This window comes from Citrobacter sp. Cpo091 (genome assembly GCF_030332645.1).
Taxonomy (GTDB): Bacteria; Pseudomonadota; Gammaproteobacteria; order Enterobacterales; family Enterobacteriaceae; genus Citrobacter; species Citrobacter portucalensis.
In genome coordinates this window covers 449,023-466,676 of sequence record NZ_JAOWHL010000040.1, presented here as the reverse complement: position 1 = coordinate 466,676, position 17,654 = coordinate 449,023, and the positions used below count along the sequence as shown (strand labels likewise).

General features: G+C 51.0%; 18 protein-coding genes. 10 read left to right on the top strand and 8 right to left on the bottom strand.

Going from position 1 to position 17,654, the window contains the following annotated elements; genetic code table 11:
- Positions 1–94 precede the first annotated feature (94 nt).
- A complete protein-coding gene (gene cysM, locus OGY04_RS21120; RefSeq protein WP_003835014.1) occupies positions 95–1,006 on the top strand; it encodes a cysteine synthase CysM in 912 nt (303 codons plus the stop codon).
- A 91-nt stretch (positions 1,007–1,097) separates the two neighbouring features.
- Here the strand turns inward: cysM and OGY04_RS21115 are convergent, their stop codons facing one another.
- Both OGY04_RS21115 and ptsJ read right to left on the bottom strand, forming a co-directional pair.
- Positions 1,098–1,814, bottom strand: a complete 717-nt coding sequence (locus OGY04_RS21115) for a type 1 glutamine amidotransferase (RefSeq protein ID WP_286585992.1) — start codon at positions 1,812–1,814, stop codon at positions 1,098–1,100.
- Between the two features lie 13 nt (positions 1,815–1,827).
- Positions 1,828–3,120: a MocR-like B6 salvage transcription factor PtsJ gene (ptsJ, locus tag OGY04_RS21110; RefSeq protein WP_286585991.1), complete on the bottom strand. Its 1,293-nt coding sequence runs from the start codon at positions 3,118–3,120 to the stop codon at positions 1,828–1,830.
- Between the two features lie 82 nt (positions 3,121–3,202).
- Here ptsJ and pdxK point away from each other — a divergent pair, with 82 nt between their 5' ends.
- The gene (pdxK, locus tag OGY04_RS21105; RefSeq protein ID WP_286585990.1) at positions 3,203–4,069 is read left to right on the top strand and encodes a pyridoxine/pyridoxal/pyridoxamine kinase; all 867 of its coding nucleotides are present in this window, start codon (positions 3,203–3,205) and stop codon (positions 4,067–4,069) included.
- Positions 4,066–4,305, top strand: a complete 240-nt coding sequence (locus OGY04_RS21100) for a hypothetical protein (RefSeq protein ID WP_008785406.1) — start codon at positions 4,066–4,068, stop codon at positions 4,303–4,305. Before pdxK ends, OGY04_RS21100 begins: the two co-directional genes overlap by 4 nt.
- A 148-nt stretch (positions 4,306–4,453) precedes the next feature.
- Here OGY04_RS21100 and crr read toward each other — a convergent pair whose 3' ends face one another.
- The 5 genes from crr to cysZ all read right to left on the bottom strand — a co-directional run bounded on the left by crr (position 4,454) and on the right by cysZ (position 9,314).
- Positions 4,454–4,963 (bottom strand): PTS glucose transporter subunit IIA, encoded by a 510-nt coding sequence (crr, locus tag OGY04_RS21095; protein ID WP_000522253.1) that lies wholly within the window; start codon positions 4,961–4,963, stop codon positions 4,454–4,456.
- A gap of 40 nt (positions 4,964–5,003) precedes the next feature.
- The gene (gene ptsI, locus OGY04_RS21090) at positions 5,004–6,731 is read right to left on the bottom strand and encodes a phosphoenolpyruvate-protein phosphotransferase PtsI (RefSeq protein WP_008785405.1); all 1,728 of its coding nucleotides are present in this window, start codon (positions 6,729–6,731) and stop codon (positions 5,004–5,006) included.
- Positions 6,732–6,776: 45 nt separating this feature from the next.
- Complete coding sequence (gene ptsH, locus OGY04_RS21085; protein ID WP_002913505.1) at positions 6,777–7,034, bottom strand: phosphocarrier protein Hpr; 258 nt, start codon at positions 7,032–7,034, stop codon at positions 6,777–6,779.
- Between the two features lie 383 nt (positions 7,035–7,417).
- Positions 7,418–8,389 carry a cysteine synthase A gene (gene cysK / locus OGY04_RS21080; RefSeq protein WP_286585989.1) on the bottom strand — a complete coding sequence of 324 codons (972 nt, stop codon included), beginning with the start codon at positions 8,387–8,389 and terminating at the stop codon, positions 7,418–7,420.
- A 163-nt stretch (positions 8,390–8,552) separates the two neighbouring features.
- A complete protein-coding gene (cysZ, locus tag OGY04_RS21075) occupies positions 8,553–9,314 on the bottom strand; it encodes a sulfate transporter CysZ (RefSeq protein WP_057066948.1) in 762 nt (253 codons plus the stop codon).
- A gap of 230 nt (positions 9,315–9,544) precedes the next feature.
- Here cysZ and zipA point away from each other — a divergent pair, with 230 nt between their 5' ends.
- The 3 genes from zipA to OGY04_RS21060 all read left to right on the top strand — a co-directional run bounded on the left by zipA (position 9,545) and on the right by OGY04_RS21060 (position 12,862).
- Positions 9,545–10,555, top strand: coding sequence for a cell division protein ZipA (gene zipA / locus OGY04_RS21070; protein ID WP_286585988.1), 1,011 nt, complete (start codon positions 9,545–9,547; stop codon positions 10,553–10,555).
- A gap of 71 nt (positions 10,556–10,626) precedes the next feature.
- Entirely contained in the window at positions 10,627–12,642 is a 2,016-nt protein-coding gene (gene ligA / locus OGY04_RS21065; RefSeq protein ID WP_286585987.1) for an NAD-dependent DNA ligase LigA, read from the top strand.
- Position 12,643: 1 nt separating this feature from the next.
- Positions 12,644–12,862: a DUF3820 family protein gene (locus OGY04_RS21060; RefSeq protein ID WP_286585986.1), complete on the top strand. Its 219-nt coding sequence runs from the start codon at positions 12,644–12,646 to the stop codon at positions 12,860–12,862.
- On the opposite strand, the gene OGY04_RS21055 is transcribed toward OGY04_RS21060, so the two are convergent.
- Positions 12,859–13,857, bottom strand: coding sequence for a bile acid:sodium symporter family protein (locus tag OGY04_RS21055; protein WP_003038103.1), 999 nt, complete (start codon positions 13,855–13,857; stop codon positions 12,859–12,861). The genes OGY04_RS21060 and OGY04_RS21055 overlap by 4 nt on opposite strands.
- Positions 13,858–13,946: 89 nt before the next feature.
- On the opposite strand from OGY04_RS21055, the gene OGY04_RS21050 reads away from it, so the two are divergent.
- The 4 genes from OGY04_RS21050 (at position 13,947) to OGY04_RS21035 (ending at position 17,365) form a co-directional block, all read left to right on the top strand.
- Positions 13,947–14,873 carry a LysR family transcriptional regulator gene (locus OGY04_RS21050; protein ID WP_286585985.1) on the top strand — a complete coding sequence of 309 codons (927 nt, stop codon included), beginning with the start codon at positions 13,947–13,949 and terminating at the stop codon, positions 14,871–14,873.
- A 428-nt stretch (positions 14,874–15,301) separates the two neighbouring features.
- On the top strand, positions 15,302–16,393 hold the full coding sequence (locus OGY04_RS21045) for a YVTN family beta-propeller repeat protein (protein WP_208743889.1): 1,092 nt from the start codon (positions 15,302–15,304) through the stop codon (positions 16,391–16,393).
- Positions 16,394–16,470: 77 nt separating this feature from the next.
- Complete coding sequence (locus tag OGY04_RS21040; protein WP_032944134.1) at positions 16,471–16,866, top strand: DUF302 domain-containing protein; 396 nt, start codon at positions 16,471–16,473, stop codon at positions 16,864–16,866.
- A 229-nt stretch (positions 16,867–17,095) separates the two neighbouring features.
- Entirely contained in the window at positions 17,096–17,365 is a 270-nt protein-coding gene (locus tag OGY04_RS21035; RefSeq protein ID WP_008785396.1) for a YdgH/BhsA/McbA-like domain containing protein, read from the top strand.
- Positions 17,366–17,654: the final 289 nt, after the last annotated feature.

The window sequence follows — 17,654 nt, the reverse complement described above, 5'->3', positions numbered from 1 at the left end:
CGGTGGCGCTGCGCTTACCGGGCTTACCAGGTGCAGCATGACCTGTAGGCCCGGTAAGTACAGCGCCACCCGGCATTTTTATTGAGCTGAAAACGTGAACACATTAGAACAAACAATTGGCAATACGCCTCTGGTGAAATTACAACGTCTGGCGCCGGATAACGGTAGTGAAATTTGGGTCAAGCTGGAAGGCAATAATCCCGCAGGTTCGGTGAAAGATCGCGCCGCGTTGTCGATGATCGTCGAAGCGGAAAAGCGCGGAGAAATTAAGCCAGGCGACGTGCTGATTGAGGCGACCAGCGGTAATACTGGTATTGCGCTGGCAATGATCGCCGCGCTGAAGGGCTACCGCATGAAGCTGCTGATGCCAGACAACATGAGCCAGGAGCGCCGTGCGGCGATGCGCGCCTATGGTGCCGAGCTGATTCTGGTCACCAAAGAGCAGGGGATGGAAGGCGCGCGCGATTTAGCCCTTGAGATGGCGCAGCGTGGAGAAGGCAAGCTGCTGGATCAGTTTAATAATCCGGATAACCCGTACGCGCATTACACTACCACCGGACCGGAAATTTGGCAGCAGACGTCAGGTCGTATTACCCACTTTGTCTCCAGTATGGGAACGACAGGCACCATTACCGGTGTGTCGCGTTTTCTGCGTGAGCAAGAAAAAGCGGTCACTATCGTTGGCCTGCAGCCGGAAGAGGGCAGTAGTATTCCGGGAATTCGCCGCTGGCCTGCGGAATATATGCCGGGCATTTTTAACGCCTCGCTGGTGGATGAGGTGCTGGATATTCATCAGAACGATGCGGAAAACACCATGCGTGAACTGGCCGTTCGCGAAGGGATTTTCTGTGGTGTCAGTTCTGGTGGCGCGGTAGCGGGGGCGTTACGTGTGGCGCGCGCGACCCCGGGAGCGGTGGTGGTGGCGATTATCTGCGATCGCGGCGATCGCTACCTTTCAACCGGCGTGTTTGGCGAAGAGCACTTTAACCAGGGATTAGGGATTTAGTTTTCAGGCCTGATAATCATAGCACTATCAGGCAAACGTACGGCACGAGCGCCGGATGACGACGTAAAGCGTCTTATCCGGCCTGCCATAATCAATCGTTACGTTTTTCCACAAGCTTATCAAGGAATTGCCACAGTTTCTCATTCATCCGCTGATAATCCCATGCTCGCATCTCTTCAACGGAACGGATGAAGCGCTTGCCTTTAGCTTCCGCCAGTTCTTGTTCGGAGTGTTGAATAAGCCCTTCTATAGCATCAGCCGTAAACTCCATATGGCACTGAAAACCATAAACAAAATTACCGTATTGCACGATTTGTCGTGGGCAGCCTTCGCTGGCAGCAAGAATGGTCGCCTGGTCGGTTAATCCTGGCATGTCGTTGTGCCAGTGACCGACGGTAAGCGGTGAGCCGAAATGGCTGAACAGCGGGTGCTGTTGACCGGCTTCGGTCAGAACGATGGGGTAGTGACCAATCTCTTTTTCCGGACTCTGGCACACCTTCGCACCCAGCGCTTCGCCGATTAACTGTGAACCCAGGCAGATCCCTACCACAATTTTACGTGCCGCAATCGCCTGGTTGATCAGATGCTGCTCGGCCTGAGAATCAAAGTACGGGCACTCTGCCAGCGTGGTTCGTGGTGACTGCGGACCGCCAAACACCACCAACATATCGAAATCATCGGCGTTCGCAGGGACCGCTTCTCCGGCATAAACGCGCGACCAACTGACGCTATAGCCGCGTGATTCGGCCCACGACAGATACGCGCCAGCAGATTCGAAAGACTCATGAATAACAAAATGAACTCGCACTTTTTCTCTCCTGTTAGCGTTTTAGCGCCTGATGAATATCAGCCGCCAGCTTATCAATGTCGCTGTCAGTTAAGGTTGACAGCGTAATACGCAGGCCGTGGGCAGGCGTGTTGACGCCAAACACTTCGCCTTCCCGCACCAGCCAGCCGGACTTTGCCAGCGCAAAAGCGATCGCCTGGCTGTTATCTTCCAGCGGTAGCCACATATTCAGACCGTCACCAACGGGCAACTCAATGCCATGTCGCCGCAGTGCTGCCGCCAACGTTTGCTGCTGGGCGGCGTAAAACTGCTGAGTTTGCGCCAGCGTGTGTTGATAAGTCTCGTCACTCAGGCAGGCGCAGGCCAAATCCTGCAGCAGGTGGCTGACCCACTGACTGCCGGAGTTGAGTCGTAAACGCAGTTTCCCGGAAGTGACGGGATCGCTGGCCACGATAGCCAGGCGTAAATCCGGACCTAAGGTTTTCGACATCGAACGGACAACCGCCCAGTGTGCAGTTTCCTTTGCAATCACCGGATTCCAGCGGCAGGCGGACAGCAGCGCAAAGTGGTCGTCGACGATCGCCAGCACCTGCGGGTAGCGGGCCAGGATTTCCTGCAATTGCGCCGCGCGTGAGGCGCTCAGGCTGCATCCTGTCGGGTTATGCGCGCGCGGTGTCAGAATCACTGCCCGCGCACCTTTCTGTAGCGCGAGTTCCAGTTGGTCCGGCAGCATGCCTTCGTGGTCAACATTGGCCGGACTGGCGGAGAAACCAGCATAACGCAGCATGTTGATGCTGCTCAAAAAGCATGGATCTTCTACGACAACGCTATCTCCAGGCAGTAAATGGGCGCACAGTAGCCGTTCGATAGCATCAATGGCGCCGCTGGTGATATCAATTTCCCCTTTGCCGGGCATTGCATTTTGCATCCATTGTGATGCCCATACCTTAAGCCCTGGTGATACAGCGGCATCGCCGTACAACCGCGGATTCTTATTTATCTTTGCAAAATAACTACTCAGGTCAGGAAGACGCGAGGGCGCTGGATTACCGCCGGAAAGATCGATAAGCGGGGTATCCGGATTACCACCTTCCAGCGCAACGGGGGCAGTAATCCCCTTAATCACCGTGCCGTTGCGTCCCAGGCTCTGCGCCAACCCGGAGGTGACCAGGCGTTTGTAAGCCGCCGCGACAGTATTGCGGTTCACGTTTAATTCCGTTGCCAGTTCCCGCACTGGCGGCAACGTTTCGCCTGCTGCCAGCGTGCCTGTAGTGACATGTTGACGGATACTGTCAAAAATTTCGTTAGCGGTTTTTCCGTCGATCATTATTGACCTATGACAAAATGAATTTTAGCATATGACGATAATAGTGAGGCGTAGGCCCGCTGTCCAGCGAGAGGAGAAATTTATGGAGCAGGAGAGTGATATCCAGTCAGTGCTCTTTGACGACACGAATCGGGCGTTACAGACCGATATCGTCGCCGTCCAGTCACAGGTGGTGTATGGCAGCGTAGGTAACAGCATCGCCGTCCCGGCCATTAAAGCGCAGGGGTTACGCGTGACGGCAGTACCCACGGTGCTGTTCAGTAATACCCCGCATTATGAAACCTTTTACGGCGGCGTTATTCCGTCTGACTGGTTTAGCGGCTATCTCCGCGCCTTAAGCGAGCGTGATGCCTTGCGTGAGCTAAAGGCGGTGACTACAGGTTACATGGGCAGCGCGGAGCAAATCGCCTTGCTGGCACAGTGGCTGGAAACCGTTCGGGCCACGCATCCGGACCTATGCATTTTGGTCGACCCCGTGATTGGCGATACGGATAGCGGCATGTATGTGAAAGCCGAAATCCCGGAAGCTTATCGTCAGCACCTGCTGCCGTTGGCACAGGGGCTGACGCCGAACGTGTTCGAGCTGCAAATGCTAAGCGGAAAGCCGTGTCGTACGCTTGATGAAGCCATTACGGCGGCACAATCACTGCTCACTGACACCCTGAAATGGGTGGTAATAACCAGCGCGCCGGGGGATACCGAAGAGATTATTAACGTTGCGGTGGTGACGGCTGAAACGGTTGAGGTGTTAGCCCATCCGCGAGTGAAAACGGATCTGAAGGGGACTGGCGATCTGTTTTGTGCAGAGCTGGTGAGCGGCCTTGTACTGGGGAAAACGCTGACGACCGCGACGCACGACGCCGGGCAGCGGGTGCTGGACGTGATGACGTGGACGCACCTGTGCGGTTGTGATGAATTAATTCTGCCACCGGCAGGGGAGGCGCGATGAAGAGTTACCGGCTGGTAGTTCGCCAGAATGGGCGTATGGTTGGACATTTTGACACCAACGGGGCAGCAGCGCTGGAAGATATCTGTGTAGCGCGGGCCATGTTTGGTATTGCGGGTGGCTACGACTGTGAATTGTTAGTGGCAGACTCGGAGCGAAGGATGCTGGAAAGCGGGCCGGAAGGGATGAAGATTCTGATGCGCGAGGCGTGTTACCGACCGGTCACCTCACAGATTTAATGCCGGATGGCGACGAGAACGTCTTATCCGGCCTACGTTACGGAGTTTGCTGTAGGCCGGATAAGCGTAGCGCCATCCGGCAGGGTTTTGATATCCATCAGATAAAAAAAATGGCGCCTGCTGGCGCCATCTTTCTCTGCAAAAAGAATTACTTCTTGATGCGGATAACCGGAGTCTCACCCACTGTCACGCTACCGGACAGTTTGATCAGCTCTTTGATTTCGTCCATGTTGGAGATAACAACCGGAGTCAGGGTAGACTTGGCTTTTTCTTCCAGCAGCGGCAGATCGAATTCAATAACCGGGTCGCCCACTTTCACGCGCTGACCTTCTTCAGCGATGCGTTTGAAGCCTTCGCCTTTCAGTTCAACGGTATCAATACCGAAGTGAACAAACAGCTCAATGCCGCTGTCGGATTCGATAGAGAAAGCGTGGTTGGTTTCAAAGATTTTGCCGATGGTGCCATCAACAGGGGCAACCATTTTGTTACCGGTTGGTTTGATAGCAATGCCATCACCAACGATTTTTTCAGCAAAAACTACATCCGGCACGTCTTCGATGTTGACGATCTCGCCAGAGAGCGGAGCAACGATCTCAATAGTTCCGGTGTCTTTCTTATCATCAGAAACCAGAGATTTCAGTTTATCGAACAAACCCATGATCTTCTCCTAAGCAGTAAATTGGGCCGCATCTCGTGGATTAGCAGATTGTTTTTTCTTCAATGAACTTGTTAACCAGCGTCATTAACTCGTCCGTTGTCGGTTGAGCAAGAGCCTGCTCTGCTAACACCTTCGCATCTTCGAAGTTCGTGTTACGGATAATCTTCTTAATGCGCGGGATAGAAATGGCGCTCATAGAGAATTCGTCCAGACCCATCCCCAGCAACAGAAGTGTAGCACGTTCGTCGCCTGCAAGCTCACCACACATGCCAGTCCATTTGCCTTCAGCATGAGAAGCATCAATAACTTGCTTGATCAGCGTCAGCACAGATGGCGACATCGGTTGGTAAAGGTGTGAAATCATATCATTACCACGGTCAACTGCCAGGGTGTACTGCGTTAAATCATTGGTGCCGATACTAAAGAAATCAACTTCTTTGGCTAAATGACGCGCAATTGTTGCCGCAGCTGGTGTTTCCACCATCACGCCAATCTCAATGCTCTCGTCAAATGCTTTACCTTCGTCGCGCAGTTCCTGTTTGTAGATTTCGATCTCTTTGCGCAGTGCACGCACTTCTTCAACAGAGATGATCATTGGGAACATGATACGCAGTTTGCCGAAAGCAGAGGCGCGCAAGATAGCGCGAACCTGGTCACGCAGGATCTCTTTACGATCCATGGCGATACGCACGGCACGCCAGCCCAGGAACGGGTTCTCTTCTTTCGGGAAGTTCATGTACGGCAGTTCTTTATCGCCGCCGATGTCCATGGTACGGACGATGACCGCCTGAGAGCCACAGGCTTCAGCAACGGCTTTATACGCAGCAAACTGTTCTTCTTCAGTTGGCAGCGATTCACGGTCCATGAACAGGAATTCGGTGCGGTACAGACCCACACCTTCAGCGCCGTTACGCTCGGCGCCTTCAACGTCACGAACGGTACCGATGTTGGCGCAAACTTCAACCTGGTGACCGTCCAGCGTGATAGCCGGCAGATCTTTCAGCTTAGCGAGTTCCGCTTTCTCGGTTGCAACCTGCTCCTGAACGGCACGCAGTTGCTCAATAACGTCGTTGGTCGGATTGACGTAAACCTGATTGTTTACGGCATCCAGAATCAGATAGTCGTCGTTTTTCACCTGAGAGGTTACGCTACCCGTACCTACGATAGCAGGCAGTTCCAGAGAACGCGCCATGATAGAGGTATGGGAAGTACGTCCGCCCGCGTCAGTGATGAAACCCAGCACCTTGTTCAGGTTCAGCTGTGCGGTTTCTGACGGGGTCAGGTCTGCGGCAACCAGGATAACTTCGTCCTGGATAGCGCTTAGGTCAATAATTGCCAGACCCAGAATGTTACGCAGCAGGCGTTTACCGATGTCACGTACGTCAGCCGCACGTTCTTTCAGGTATTCATCATCCAGCTCTTCCAGGGCTGTGGCCTGACCTTCGATAACTTCATGCGCAGCTGCATCAGCCGTCATGTGCTTATCTTTAATCAGGGCTATGATTTCCTGCTCCAGCTCCTCATCTTCGAGCAGCATGATATGCCCTTCAAAGATGGCTTCTTTTTCTTCACCGAACGTTTCACCAGCTTTGGTTTTGATCGCTTCCAGTTGCGCAGATGCCTTGGCACGACCGCTCAGAAAACGTTCAACTTCCTGATCAACCTTGTCGGCAGAAATTTTTTTCCGGTCAATGACGATCTCGTCTTCTTTCAGCAGCAATGCTTTACCGAAAGCGATACCCGGGGATGCTAAAATGCCTGAAATCATAACCCTACCTTACTTGTGACTGATATTTAAAAGAACTCGTTGAACTTACTCGAGTTCAGCCATCAGTTTAACCAGATGCTCAACTGCTTTCTGCTCGTCTTCACCTTCTGCGGACAGGGTGACAACGGTACCCTGAGTCAGGCCCAGAGTCTGCAGTTTAAACAGGCTTTTGGCGCTAGCGCTTTTGCCGTTGGAAGTCACAGTAATTTCAGAAGTAAAGCCTTTTGCTTCTTTAACAAACTGAGCAGCAGGGCGAGTATGCAGACCGTTCGGAGCGGTAATGGTAACTTCTTGCTGGAACATTATATTTCCCCAACTTATAGGTTTAGTGTTGTGGAACTAAAGTCTAGCCTGGCGGCTCAACTTTAGCCTGTATTGTTAGCATCGGCGTAAACTGGACGCGACACAAAAGGAGTTCGGTGCAATCCGTTGCTGGCAACTTCTTGCCGCTGACGTTTCGTTCGTCATTAAACATTATGCCGCGAAAGGAAGAGTTGAACCAAATCATAAAATCGATTCAGCTAGCGCTTTTCCTGTAACGATTAATTTCGCGCATCAAAATAATTAGTTTGGTTAAATACCAGTTCCGGCGGGCTGAATCAATGCCAGGCGAGTTGAAACTTTGAAGCAGGCCACAAAAAAGCACCCAAAAGGGTGCTTTTTTACGCGTTTTTAACATGCTGGCACTACTGTTGCAGTTCTTTCTCTGTAAAGAGATCGGCAAACAGTGCAGTGCTCAGATAACGCTCACCCGATGACGGTAGAATAACCACTATATTCTTATTGGTAAAGGTTTCATCTTCCTGGAGCTTAAGCGCGGCAGCAACCGCAGCACCGGAAGAGATCCCAGCCAGAATACCTTCTTCTTCCATCAGACGACGCGCAGTAGAAATAGCTTCATCATTAGTGATGGCAACGACTTTATCGATAAGCTTCAGATCAAGGTTACCCGGAATGAAGCCTGCTCCAATGCCCTGAATTTTATGCGGGCCTGGTTTGAGTTCTTCACCTGCCAGCGCCTGGGCGATAACCGGGGAGTCGGTAGGTTCAACCGCGACGGTGATCAGATCGGTTTTGCCTTTAGTGCCTTTAATGTAACGGGTCACACCAGTCAACGTACCGCCAGTACCGACGCCGGAAATAAAGACATCAACCTGGCCATCGGTATCTTCCCAGATTTCCGGACCGGTGGTTTTTTCGTGGATTTCCGGGTTTGCCGGGTTGCTGAACTGCTGCAGCAGCAGGAATTTTTCCGGATCGCTGGCCACAATTTCTTCCGCTTTCTGAATCGCGCCCTTCATACCTTTTGTGCCTTCGGTCAGCACCAGGTTCGCACCCAGCGCTTTTAAGAGCTTGCGGCGCTCAATGCTCATGGTTTCAGGCATGGTCAAAGTCAGTTTGTAGCCGCGAGCTGCGGCAACGTAGGCCAGCGCAATCCCTGTGTTGCCGCTGGTTGGTTCGACCAGCTCTACACCCGGTTTCAGTACACCACGTTTTTCGGCATCCCAAATCATGTTGGCACCGATACGGCATTTGACGCTAAAGCTTGGGTTGCGTGATTCCACCTTCGCCAGAATGCGTCCGTTACCGATACGGTTCAGTCGAACCAGCGGCGTATGACCGATAGTCAGCGAGTTGTCTTCAAAAATCTTACTCATGGCCTGTCCTTAACTGTATGAAATTGGGATACCGCTTCAGCATACCTGTTGAGAAAGTATGGGGAAGTAAGGAATTCGTATATCTATATGCCACCAGGAAATAATGCGTTGCCGTATGGAATAAGAGCGGGCATAAGCCAGCCCGCTTTTACACATTTTTTCATTACTTCCATAACGCGTGCTTAGCACGATAGCAGTCTACCCACATCGCTGTGGCACCACAAACCGCGACCGGCATGATGAACAGATTGAGCACCGGAATCATGGTGAACAGGCTGGTCAATGCGCCAAATTGCATATTGGTGACCTTGCGTGTGCGCAGCGCGACGCGCATCTCCTTAAAAGGCACCTTATGGTTATCAAACGGATAATCGCAGTACTGAATGGCCAGCATCCACGCGCTGAACAGGAACCACAGCACCGGGGCGACGGTCTGCCCAATACCCGGAATGAAATAGAGGATCAGCAACACGACGGCGCGCGGGAGATACCACGCCAGCTTTTGCCATTCACGTTTCATAATACGGGGAACATCTTTCATGATGCCGAGAACGCCGGTGTCAGGCGGTGTTGCGCCTGTTAAGCGCGCTTCCAGTTGTTCAGCCAGCAGACCGTTAAACGGCGCTGCAATCCAGTTGGCTATGGTGGAAAACAGGTAGCCGAACACCAGTAGTACGGAGATAGTGACAATCGGCCACAGCAAGTAGCTGAGCCACTGAAGCCAGTCAGGGACGTGACTCATCAGCGCGGGGATCCAGCTATCGAGTTGTGTGAATAGCCACCAGAATGCGCCGCCCATCAGCAGGATATTCACCAGCAAAGGCAGGATGACAAAGCGACGAATGCCCGGTTGGGTGATGAGCTTCCATCCCTGTGAAAAGTAATAAAGGCCGCTGCGAGGTACGACTGCAGATGATGAAACCATGGTCAGGACATACTCCTTGTTATATAAGCTCTGGTAAACTTTGCGTATCTTACCGGGTTGTTGAGCGTTAAGCTGTTCAGAAATGTTCGAAAAAACAGCAAAAAGCACAATTTTGTTCATCTTTATGCCGTGAAAGCCAAGAGTGCACTTGCACTTGGCGTAATCGACAAATACTCTTAGTGAGTAAATGTTTGCCGTGGTGGCAAGGTGTTAGAACAACAGAGAATATAATGATGCAGGATTTGCGTCTGATATTAATCATTGTTGGCGCGATCGCCATAATCGCTTTACTGGTACATGGTTTTTGGACTAGCCGTAAAGAGCGGTCTTCTATATTCCGCGATCGCCCACTGAAACGCATGAAGTCTAAACGTGAAGACGAGGATTCGTTCGACGACAACGTCGAGGAAGACGAAGGCGTGGGCGAAGTTCGCGTTCATCGTGTGAATCATGCTCCCGGTAACGCGCAGGAACATGGTGTTCCTCCTCAGTCGCCGCAACACCAGTACCAGCCGCCTTATGCGTCTGCTCAGCCGCGTCAATCCGCGCCGCAGCCTGCACAAGCGCCGGTACCGCCGCCGCATGCTCAGCAGCAGCAGCCCGTGCAACCGCAGCAGCCGGTGCAACATCAGCCTGTTCAGCAACAACCTGTGCAGCAGCCGATGCAGCATCAGCCCGTTGCTCCGCAGGTTCAGCAGCCCGTGCAGCAAGCACCGCAACCTGCACCGCAGGCTTTCCAGCCCGCAGAGCCTGCCGTTGAACATCAACCGCAGCCTGAGCCAGTAGTTGAAGAAGCGCCTGTTGCTGAAAAACCGCAGCGTAAAGAAGCGGTCATTATTATGAACGTTGCGGCGCATCACGGTAGTGAGCTCAACGGTGAAGTGCTGCTCAACAGCATTCAGCAAGCCGGTTTTAAATTTGGCGATATGAATATTTTCCATCGTCATTTGAGCCCGGATGGCAGCGGTCCTTCGCTGTTCAGCCTTGCCAATATGGTTAACCCAGGAACGTTTGACCCCGAAATGACGGGTGATTTCAGCACCCCTGGCGTGACTATTTTTATGCAGGTTCCGTCCTACGGTGACGAGCTGCAAAACTTTAAGCTGATGCTGCAGTCCGCACAGCACATTGCCGATGAAGTGGGTGGTGTGGTGCTCGACGATCAACGTCGCATGATGACGCCGCAGAAACTGCGCGAGTATCAGGACCGCATCCGCGAAGTTAAAGAATCTCGCGCCTGATTTTCCTCTGGCGTGACATCTCCTTGCTAAACCCCCGCCTGTCGGGGGTTTTTTATCATTGATGGTGCGATATGGAATCAATCGAACAACAACTGACAGAACTGCGAACCACGCTTCGCCATCATGAGTATCTCTACCATGTGATGGATGCGCCGGAAATTCCCGATGCGGAATATGATCGCCTGATGCGTGAACTGCGCGAGCTGGAAGCGCAGCATCCGGAACTTATCACCCCCGACTCGCCAACCCAACGTGTTGGCGCCGCCCCGTTAGCAGCGTTCAGCCAGATTCGCCATGAAGTGCCAATGCTGTCGCTGGATAACGTGTTTGATGAAGAGAGTTTTCTCGCCTTCAACAAGCGCGTGCAGGACAGACTGAAGAGTACGGACAAACTAACCTGGTGCTGCGAACTGAAGCTGGACGGGCTGGCGGTCAGTATCCTGTATGAAAACGGTGTGCTGGTCAGTGCCGCAACGCGTGGTGATGGTACTACGGGTGAGGATATTACCTCGAACGTGCGCACCATCCGTGCGATCCCATTAAAACTGCGAGGCGATAACATTCCGACGCGTCTGGAAGTGCGCGGTGAAGTGTTCCTGCCGCAGGCCGGATTTGAAAAAATTAACGAAGAGGCCCGCCGTACTGGCAACAAAGTGTTTGCTAACCCACGTAACGCAGCGGCCGGGTCATTGCGTCAGCTCGATCCACGTATTACAGCGAAGCGACCGCTTACTTTCTTCTGCTATGGCGTTGGTGTGCTGGAAGGTGGTGTGTTGCCTGATACCCACCAGGGCCGTCTGCTGCAATTTAAAGAGTGGGGATTGCCGGTGAGCGACAGAGTTAAGCTTTGCGACTCTCCGGAGGAAGTACTTGCTTACTATCACAAGGTTGAAGAAGACCGACCGACGCTGGGATTCGATATCGACGGTGTGGTGATCAAAGTCAACTCCATGGTATTGCAAGAGCAACTGGGTTTTGTTGCCCGCGCGCCGCGCTGGGCGGTGGCCTTTAAGTTCCCGGCGCAAGAGCAGATGACCTTTGTTCGCGATGTTGAGTTTCAGGTCGGACGTACCGGGGCGATTACGCCTGTCGCTCGCCTTGAGCCAGTTCAGGTTGCCGGGGTGTTGGTCAGTAACGCCACCTTGCACAATGCGGATGAAATTGAGCGTCTTGGTTTGCGTATTGGCGATAAAGTCGTCATTCGCCGTGCGGGCGATGTCATCCCGCAGGTAGTAAACGTCGTGCTTTCCGAGCGCCCGGACGATACGCGTGAAATTGAGTTTCCCACCCACTGTCCGGTATGCAACTCAGACGTTGAGCGTGTGGAAGGCGAAGCGGTTACTCGCTGTACCGGTGGTTTAATCTGCGGAGCGCAGCGTAAGGAATCGCTGAAACACTTCGTTTCCCGCCGCGCGCTGGACGTTGACGGCATGGGCGACAAAATTATCGATCAACTGGTCGAGAAGGAGTATGTCCACACACCAGCGGATCTCTTCACACTGACCGCAGGTAAGCTGACCGGTCTTGATCGTATGGGGCCGAAATCGGCTCAAAACGTGGTGAATGCGCTGGAAAAAGCGAAAGAAACGACGTTTGCCCGTTTCCTCTACGCGCTGGGCATTCGTGAAGTCGGCGAGGCCACAGCCGCTGGTCTGGCGGCGTATTTCGGCACGCTTGAAGCGCTGGAAGCGGCCTCTATTGACGAGCTGCAAAAAGTGCCGGATGTCGGCATTGTGGTGGCGACGCACGTGTTTAATTTCTTTGCCGAAGAGAGCAACCGCGAGGTGATAGGCCAGTTACTGGCGCAGGGCATTCACTGGCCTGCGCCGGTGGTCATCAACGCTGACGAAATCGACAGCCCCTTCGCGGGCAAAACGGTGGTGCTGACCGGAAGCTTGAGCCTGATGTCGCGTGATGACGCCAAAGCACGGTTGACCGAACTGGGCGCGAAAGTAGCCGGTAGCGTGTCGAAGAAAACCGATCTGGTTATTGCCGGCGAAGCGGCGGGTTCGAAACTGGCAAAAGCGCAGGAACTGGGTATTACCGTGATTGATGAAGCTGAAATGATCCGCTTACTGGGTGCCTGAGATGGAAAAAGAGCAGCTGGTTGAAATCGCCAATACCGTGATGCCCTTTGGCAAATATAAAGGGCGTCGGCTGATTGATGTACCGGAAGAGTATCTGCTGTGGTTTGCCCGTAAAGATGAATTCCCGCCGGGTAAACTGGGCGGGCTGATGCAAATCACGCTGCTGATTAAAACTGAAGGGCTGACGCAACTGGTGCAGCCCCTGAAACGCCCGCTCTAAGCCTTTGCGGCGCGGCTTTTCTGCTGCGCCTGCAATGCGTCTGTTTGTTGCTTGTAGCGACGTGCCAGCACGGCACACACCATCAGCTGAATTTGATGGAAGATCATCAACGGCAGCACCATCATTCCTATCACTGACGTCGGGAACAGAATATTTGCCATTGGGATCCCATTCGCCAGGCTCTTTTTCGATCCGCAAAAGACAATGGTGATCTCATCGGCTTTGTTGAAGCCGCATTTCCGCGCAACAAAGACGTTGATGCCAATCACGATTGCCAGCAATACGATGCTGACCACCACGATAAACAGCAGCGAACCAATCCCCACTTTGTGCCAGATCCCGTTAACCACGGCTTCACTGAAGGCGGAGTACACCACCAGCAAGATGGAGGATTGGTCCGTTTTGGCGATCCATTTTTTATGTCGGGACACCCAGTTACCAATCCACGGACGTGAAAGATGTCCCAGTACGAACGGCAGCAGCAGCTGCAGCATGATTTTCCCCACCTGCTCCAGACTGCCTTCTGCGCCATGCATATTCATTACCAGGCCAACCAGTAACGGCGAGAGAAAAATACCCAGCAGGCTGGAGGCCGAAGCGGAACACACGGCGGCAGCAACGTTACCCCCCGCCAGCGACGTAAAAGCGATTGCCGACTGCACCGTGGCCGGCAAAATACACAGGTACAGGAAACCGGTGTACAGCATCGGGTCAACATTTACCGGTGCCCACCAGGCGAACAGAACGCCCAGCACCGGGAAAACAACAAACGTGCTGCACATCACCCACAGATGTAAACGCCAGTGACTACCGCCGGCAATAATGGCTTCACGCGAAAGCTTCGCCCCGTGCATAAAAAACAGTAGGGCAATGGCAGCGGTGGTTAAGCCTTCAAAGAAAGGTACAAAGCCACCTTCGGCCGGGAAAAAGGACGCCAGTAAAACGACCGTAATCAACGTTATCGTGAACGGATCAAGGATACGAAAAAGTTTCATAAAAGCTCCTGAAATTCGGTAGGAACATTTTGCGTTTTTCTGTTTGAGAAATAAAATTGATTTATTGCATCCATATATGAATCGAATAGATGAATTACTCTCTGCGTCAGCTCCGTATCTTTGTTACCGTCGCTCAGGCCAAAAGCTTTAGCCGGGCGGGGGATATCATTGGCTTAAGCCAGTCTGCGGTCAGCCACAGCGTTAAAGAGCTGGAAGGGCAGACGGGTGTGCGGTTGTTAGATAGAACAACGCGGGAAGTGGTGCTGACAGAAGCAGGGCACCAGTTGGCGGCGCGGCTGGAACGTATTCTGGATGAACTGCACAGCACGCTGCGTGAAGCAGGCCAGGTGGGAACGCAGTTAACCGGAACGGTGCGCGTTGCCGCCAGCCAGACAATATCTGCTCATCTTATTCCACAGTGTATTGCCCAGAGTAATCAGCTTTATCCAGCAATCGATTTTGTGCTGCACGACAGGCCGCAACAGTGGGTGCTGGAGAGTATTCGTCAGGGCGAGGTAGATTTTGGCATTGTGATAGATCCAGGTGCTGTGACCGATCTACAGTGTGAAGCGGTGTTATCCGAACCGTTCCTGCTGTTGTGTCGAGGGGATCATCCGCTAGCCCAACGCGAATGGGTAAATTGGCAGGATTTATATCACGAGCGCCTGGTATTACAGGATTACGCTTCCGGCAGTCGACCGTTGATCGATGCGGCGCTGGCTCACTTTTCCATTGAGGCCAATATCGTTCAGGAGATAGGTCACCCTGCCACGCTTTTCCCGATGGTTGAGGCGGGGATTGGTATCAGCGTGCTGCCTGCGCTGGCGCTTCCTCTGCCACAGGGCAGCCATTTGCAGGTTAAACGCCTGACGCCGGTTGTGGAACGACAATTGATGCTGGCACGACGTAAAAATCGTTCTTTATCGACTGCGGCCCAGGCGCTGTGGGACGTAGTACGGATGCAGGCCAGTGAATTAACCGCCGGTCGGGCACTGGATCCTTTGTACCAGCTTTAACGATATGGCTGGTGTTTGTCATGTCGTTAAGTTTGGCTTTCAGTATCGATGAACTGATCGTTAACTTTTATATTTTTACCCGGCACCGGACTACCTCTTTATATTTATAAATTCTCCTGCGATATTCTTAGGCAATTGCTTAGCTTGCGGATTTGTAAGGCTATTTTAAATTATTATTTTTTTTCTTGACCTTCCACTTGCTGGAAGGTTGATACTCTTTATACGCAAGTACGGATAGCAGTATCTAATACAATGATGTATAGCGATTGATTAATGAAATGACTAAGCAATTTATACAGTAACTCGTTATAGGTAGAATTAACACGATCCCGATGGAGTAATATTAGTGACATGTTAAATAATCCTACAATAGCTGGTTGCTGAAACTAATCCGGTAAATATATTTAACTAATGGGGTATTGGCGGCGATGATAAGAAAAAATAAAATTTTAATTGCAATGCAAATTAGTATGCTGGCATGGTCTGGTTATACGTTTGCAGCAGACAGAGTGTATGTGGCAAATGAAGGTGCAGATTCAGTTAATGTACTTGATGCTGCGTCTTTAAAGACTGTAGATAAAGTACATGTTGGTAAAATGCCGCATAACGTTCAGGTGTCACCAGACAATAAAACAGTTTGGGTAACCAACCTTGGTGCTAACGGGACACATTCATCAGGCTCTGAACATATGGATATGAGTAAAGATGCCCATTCTGAGAAAATGGATATGGGCAAAGATTCTCATGCAGGCAAAAAGGAACATGGCGAAGTTTGGGTTATTAATGCCGAAAATGATACGGTTATTGCAAAACTTCCGGTTGGCGCACACCCTGCGCATGTTGTCGTCACCCCTGATGGGAAAATGGCGTATATCTCAAATAGTGCAGATAACACCATCAGCGTGATTGATGCAGAACATTTGAAAAATTTAACGACAATTAATGTAGGTAAATTCCCTCATGGCCTCAGAGTGAGTCCTGACGGTAAAGAAGTTTATATCGCGAATATGAAAGGGGGCTCGGTATCCGTTGTCGATACAGCCAGTAATAAAGAAGTCGCGCAGATCCCATTAGGTAAAATGCCAGCCCAGGTAGGTTTCTCACCGGACGGAAAACGGGTGTTTGTTTCCCTGTCTGGTGAAGACGCTGTAGCGGTGATTGATACAGCAACGCGTAAAGTTGTGAAGAAAATTAATGTCGGTACCGTACCAATCCAGCTGTTTGGCACTCCGGATGGTAAAAGCATGCTGGTAACCAATCAGGGCTCGAAGAGCAAGCCGGGTAACACAATAAACATGATTGATATCGCAAGCCTTACGGTAGCGAAAACCATCACCACTGGCGATGGGGCCCATGGCGTGGTTGTCGATAAAAATGGCAAGTATGCTTACGTAACTAACTCATTTGCAAACTCTGTTTCGATGATTGACATTAATGAGCGTAAGGTAGTGAACACGCTCCCGGTAGACAACAACCCAAATGGTATCAGCTGGGGCTCTGTCGAAGTGACGCCTAAATAACTGTGCTAGCATTTATCAATACCCGTCATTCGCTGGCGGGTATTTTCATGAATATTCTATAAATAAAGGAACGACAGATGAGAAAGCCGGAGCGGACAAAAACGCTGCCTAGTAAGTTCAATTTTGATGATACTGTAAACAGACTCGTCAGCGTATTGAATGCTAAAAATATTCGTATTTTTGTGCAGGTTGATCAACAGCAAGCGGCAACGGAAGCAGGTCTTGCTCTGCGACCGACGATGTTATTTCTGTTTGGTAACCCAAAGGGTGGTACTCCTGCCATGCAAGCAAATCCTCATGCGGCAATAGAGTTACCCCTACGGGTGGTTATTTGGCAGGATGACAATGGTGATACCCATATAGATTATCAGGATGCAAGTACTGTTCTGGAGTTTGACTATGGTGTTGCACATAATATTGTTGCTCCAGTTAGCATCCTGACAACCCTTCTTAACGAAGTGGCCGGTAATTAATTGCAAATAACACTAAATGCCTCGTGGATATTTAGTGTTATTTTTCTGCGTTTATTATGCAAATATTTAACCCGCTATAATAAACCTATTGAATAATACATGTGATGTTCATTACTCTTCAATGCTTGTCGATTCGTCTATTTTATAAATAGAAGGTTTTTGTTTGCAATGTTATGTGAAGAGTATATCTTGACGCTCAAATATTAATATGTAAGTTATAAGGATAGTTATGAAAAAGACATTAGTCACATCATTGGCCGCTTCTTTGTGTTTTCTCAGTCTGTCTGCCTTTGCTGCTACAGAAATCTCGCAACAAGAAGCCAATAGTTTAAAGCATGTTAAGTCAATCACCGTAACGGAAAATACGGTGAATCAATGTATGCACAAAATTTCGAAAATGGCAGATAAAGAAGGTGCTGATTTCTTTGTTATTAAGAACTTCTCTTCTATAGGCAATGGTTCTCAGGCTGTAGTGACCAGCGAACTCTATAAGAAGTAAACAGCTGTTTCCCCCGTTTTAATTATTGATTAGCGAAAGTGCGTTGTTGTACCTGCTTTCGCTTATTAATAATCAACAAATGTTTGTCAGTCATTCTCAGGGCGGGTTTTGTCAGCCCACTCGTCTAACGAATTCCTGATGTGTTGGTACTCCTTGCCATTTCTGGCAGAAAAAAAATGTGAGTTCAGGCCGATTTAGCACATGCCATCTATACCGATTTACTATCGGTTATCGGGATAAACGGTATTGGTAATCGATTGCGTAGTCTCGCTATAACAATGCGGTACGC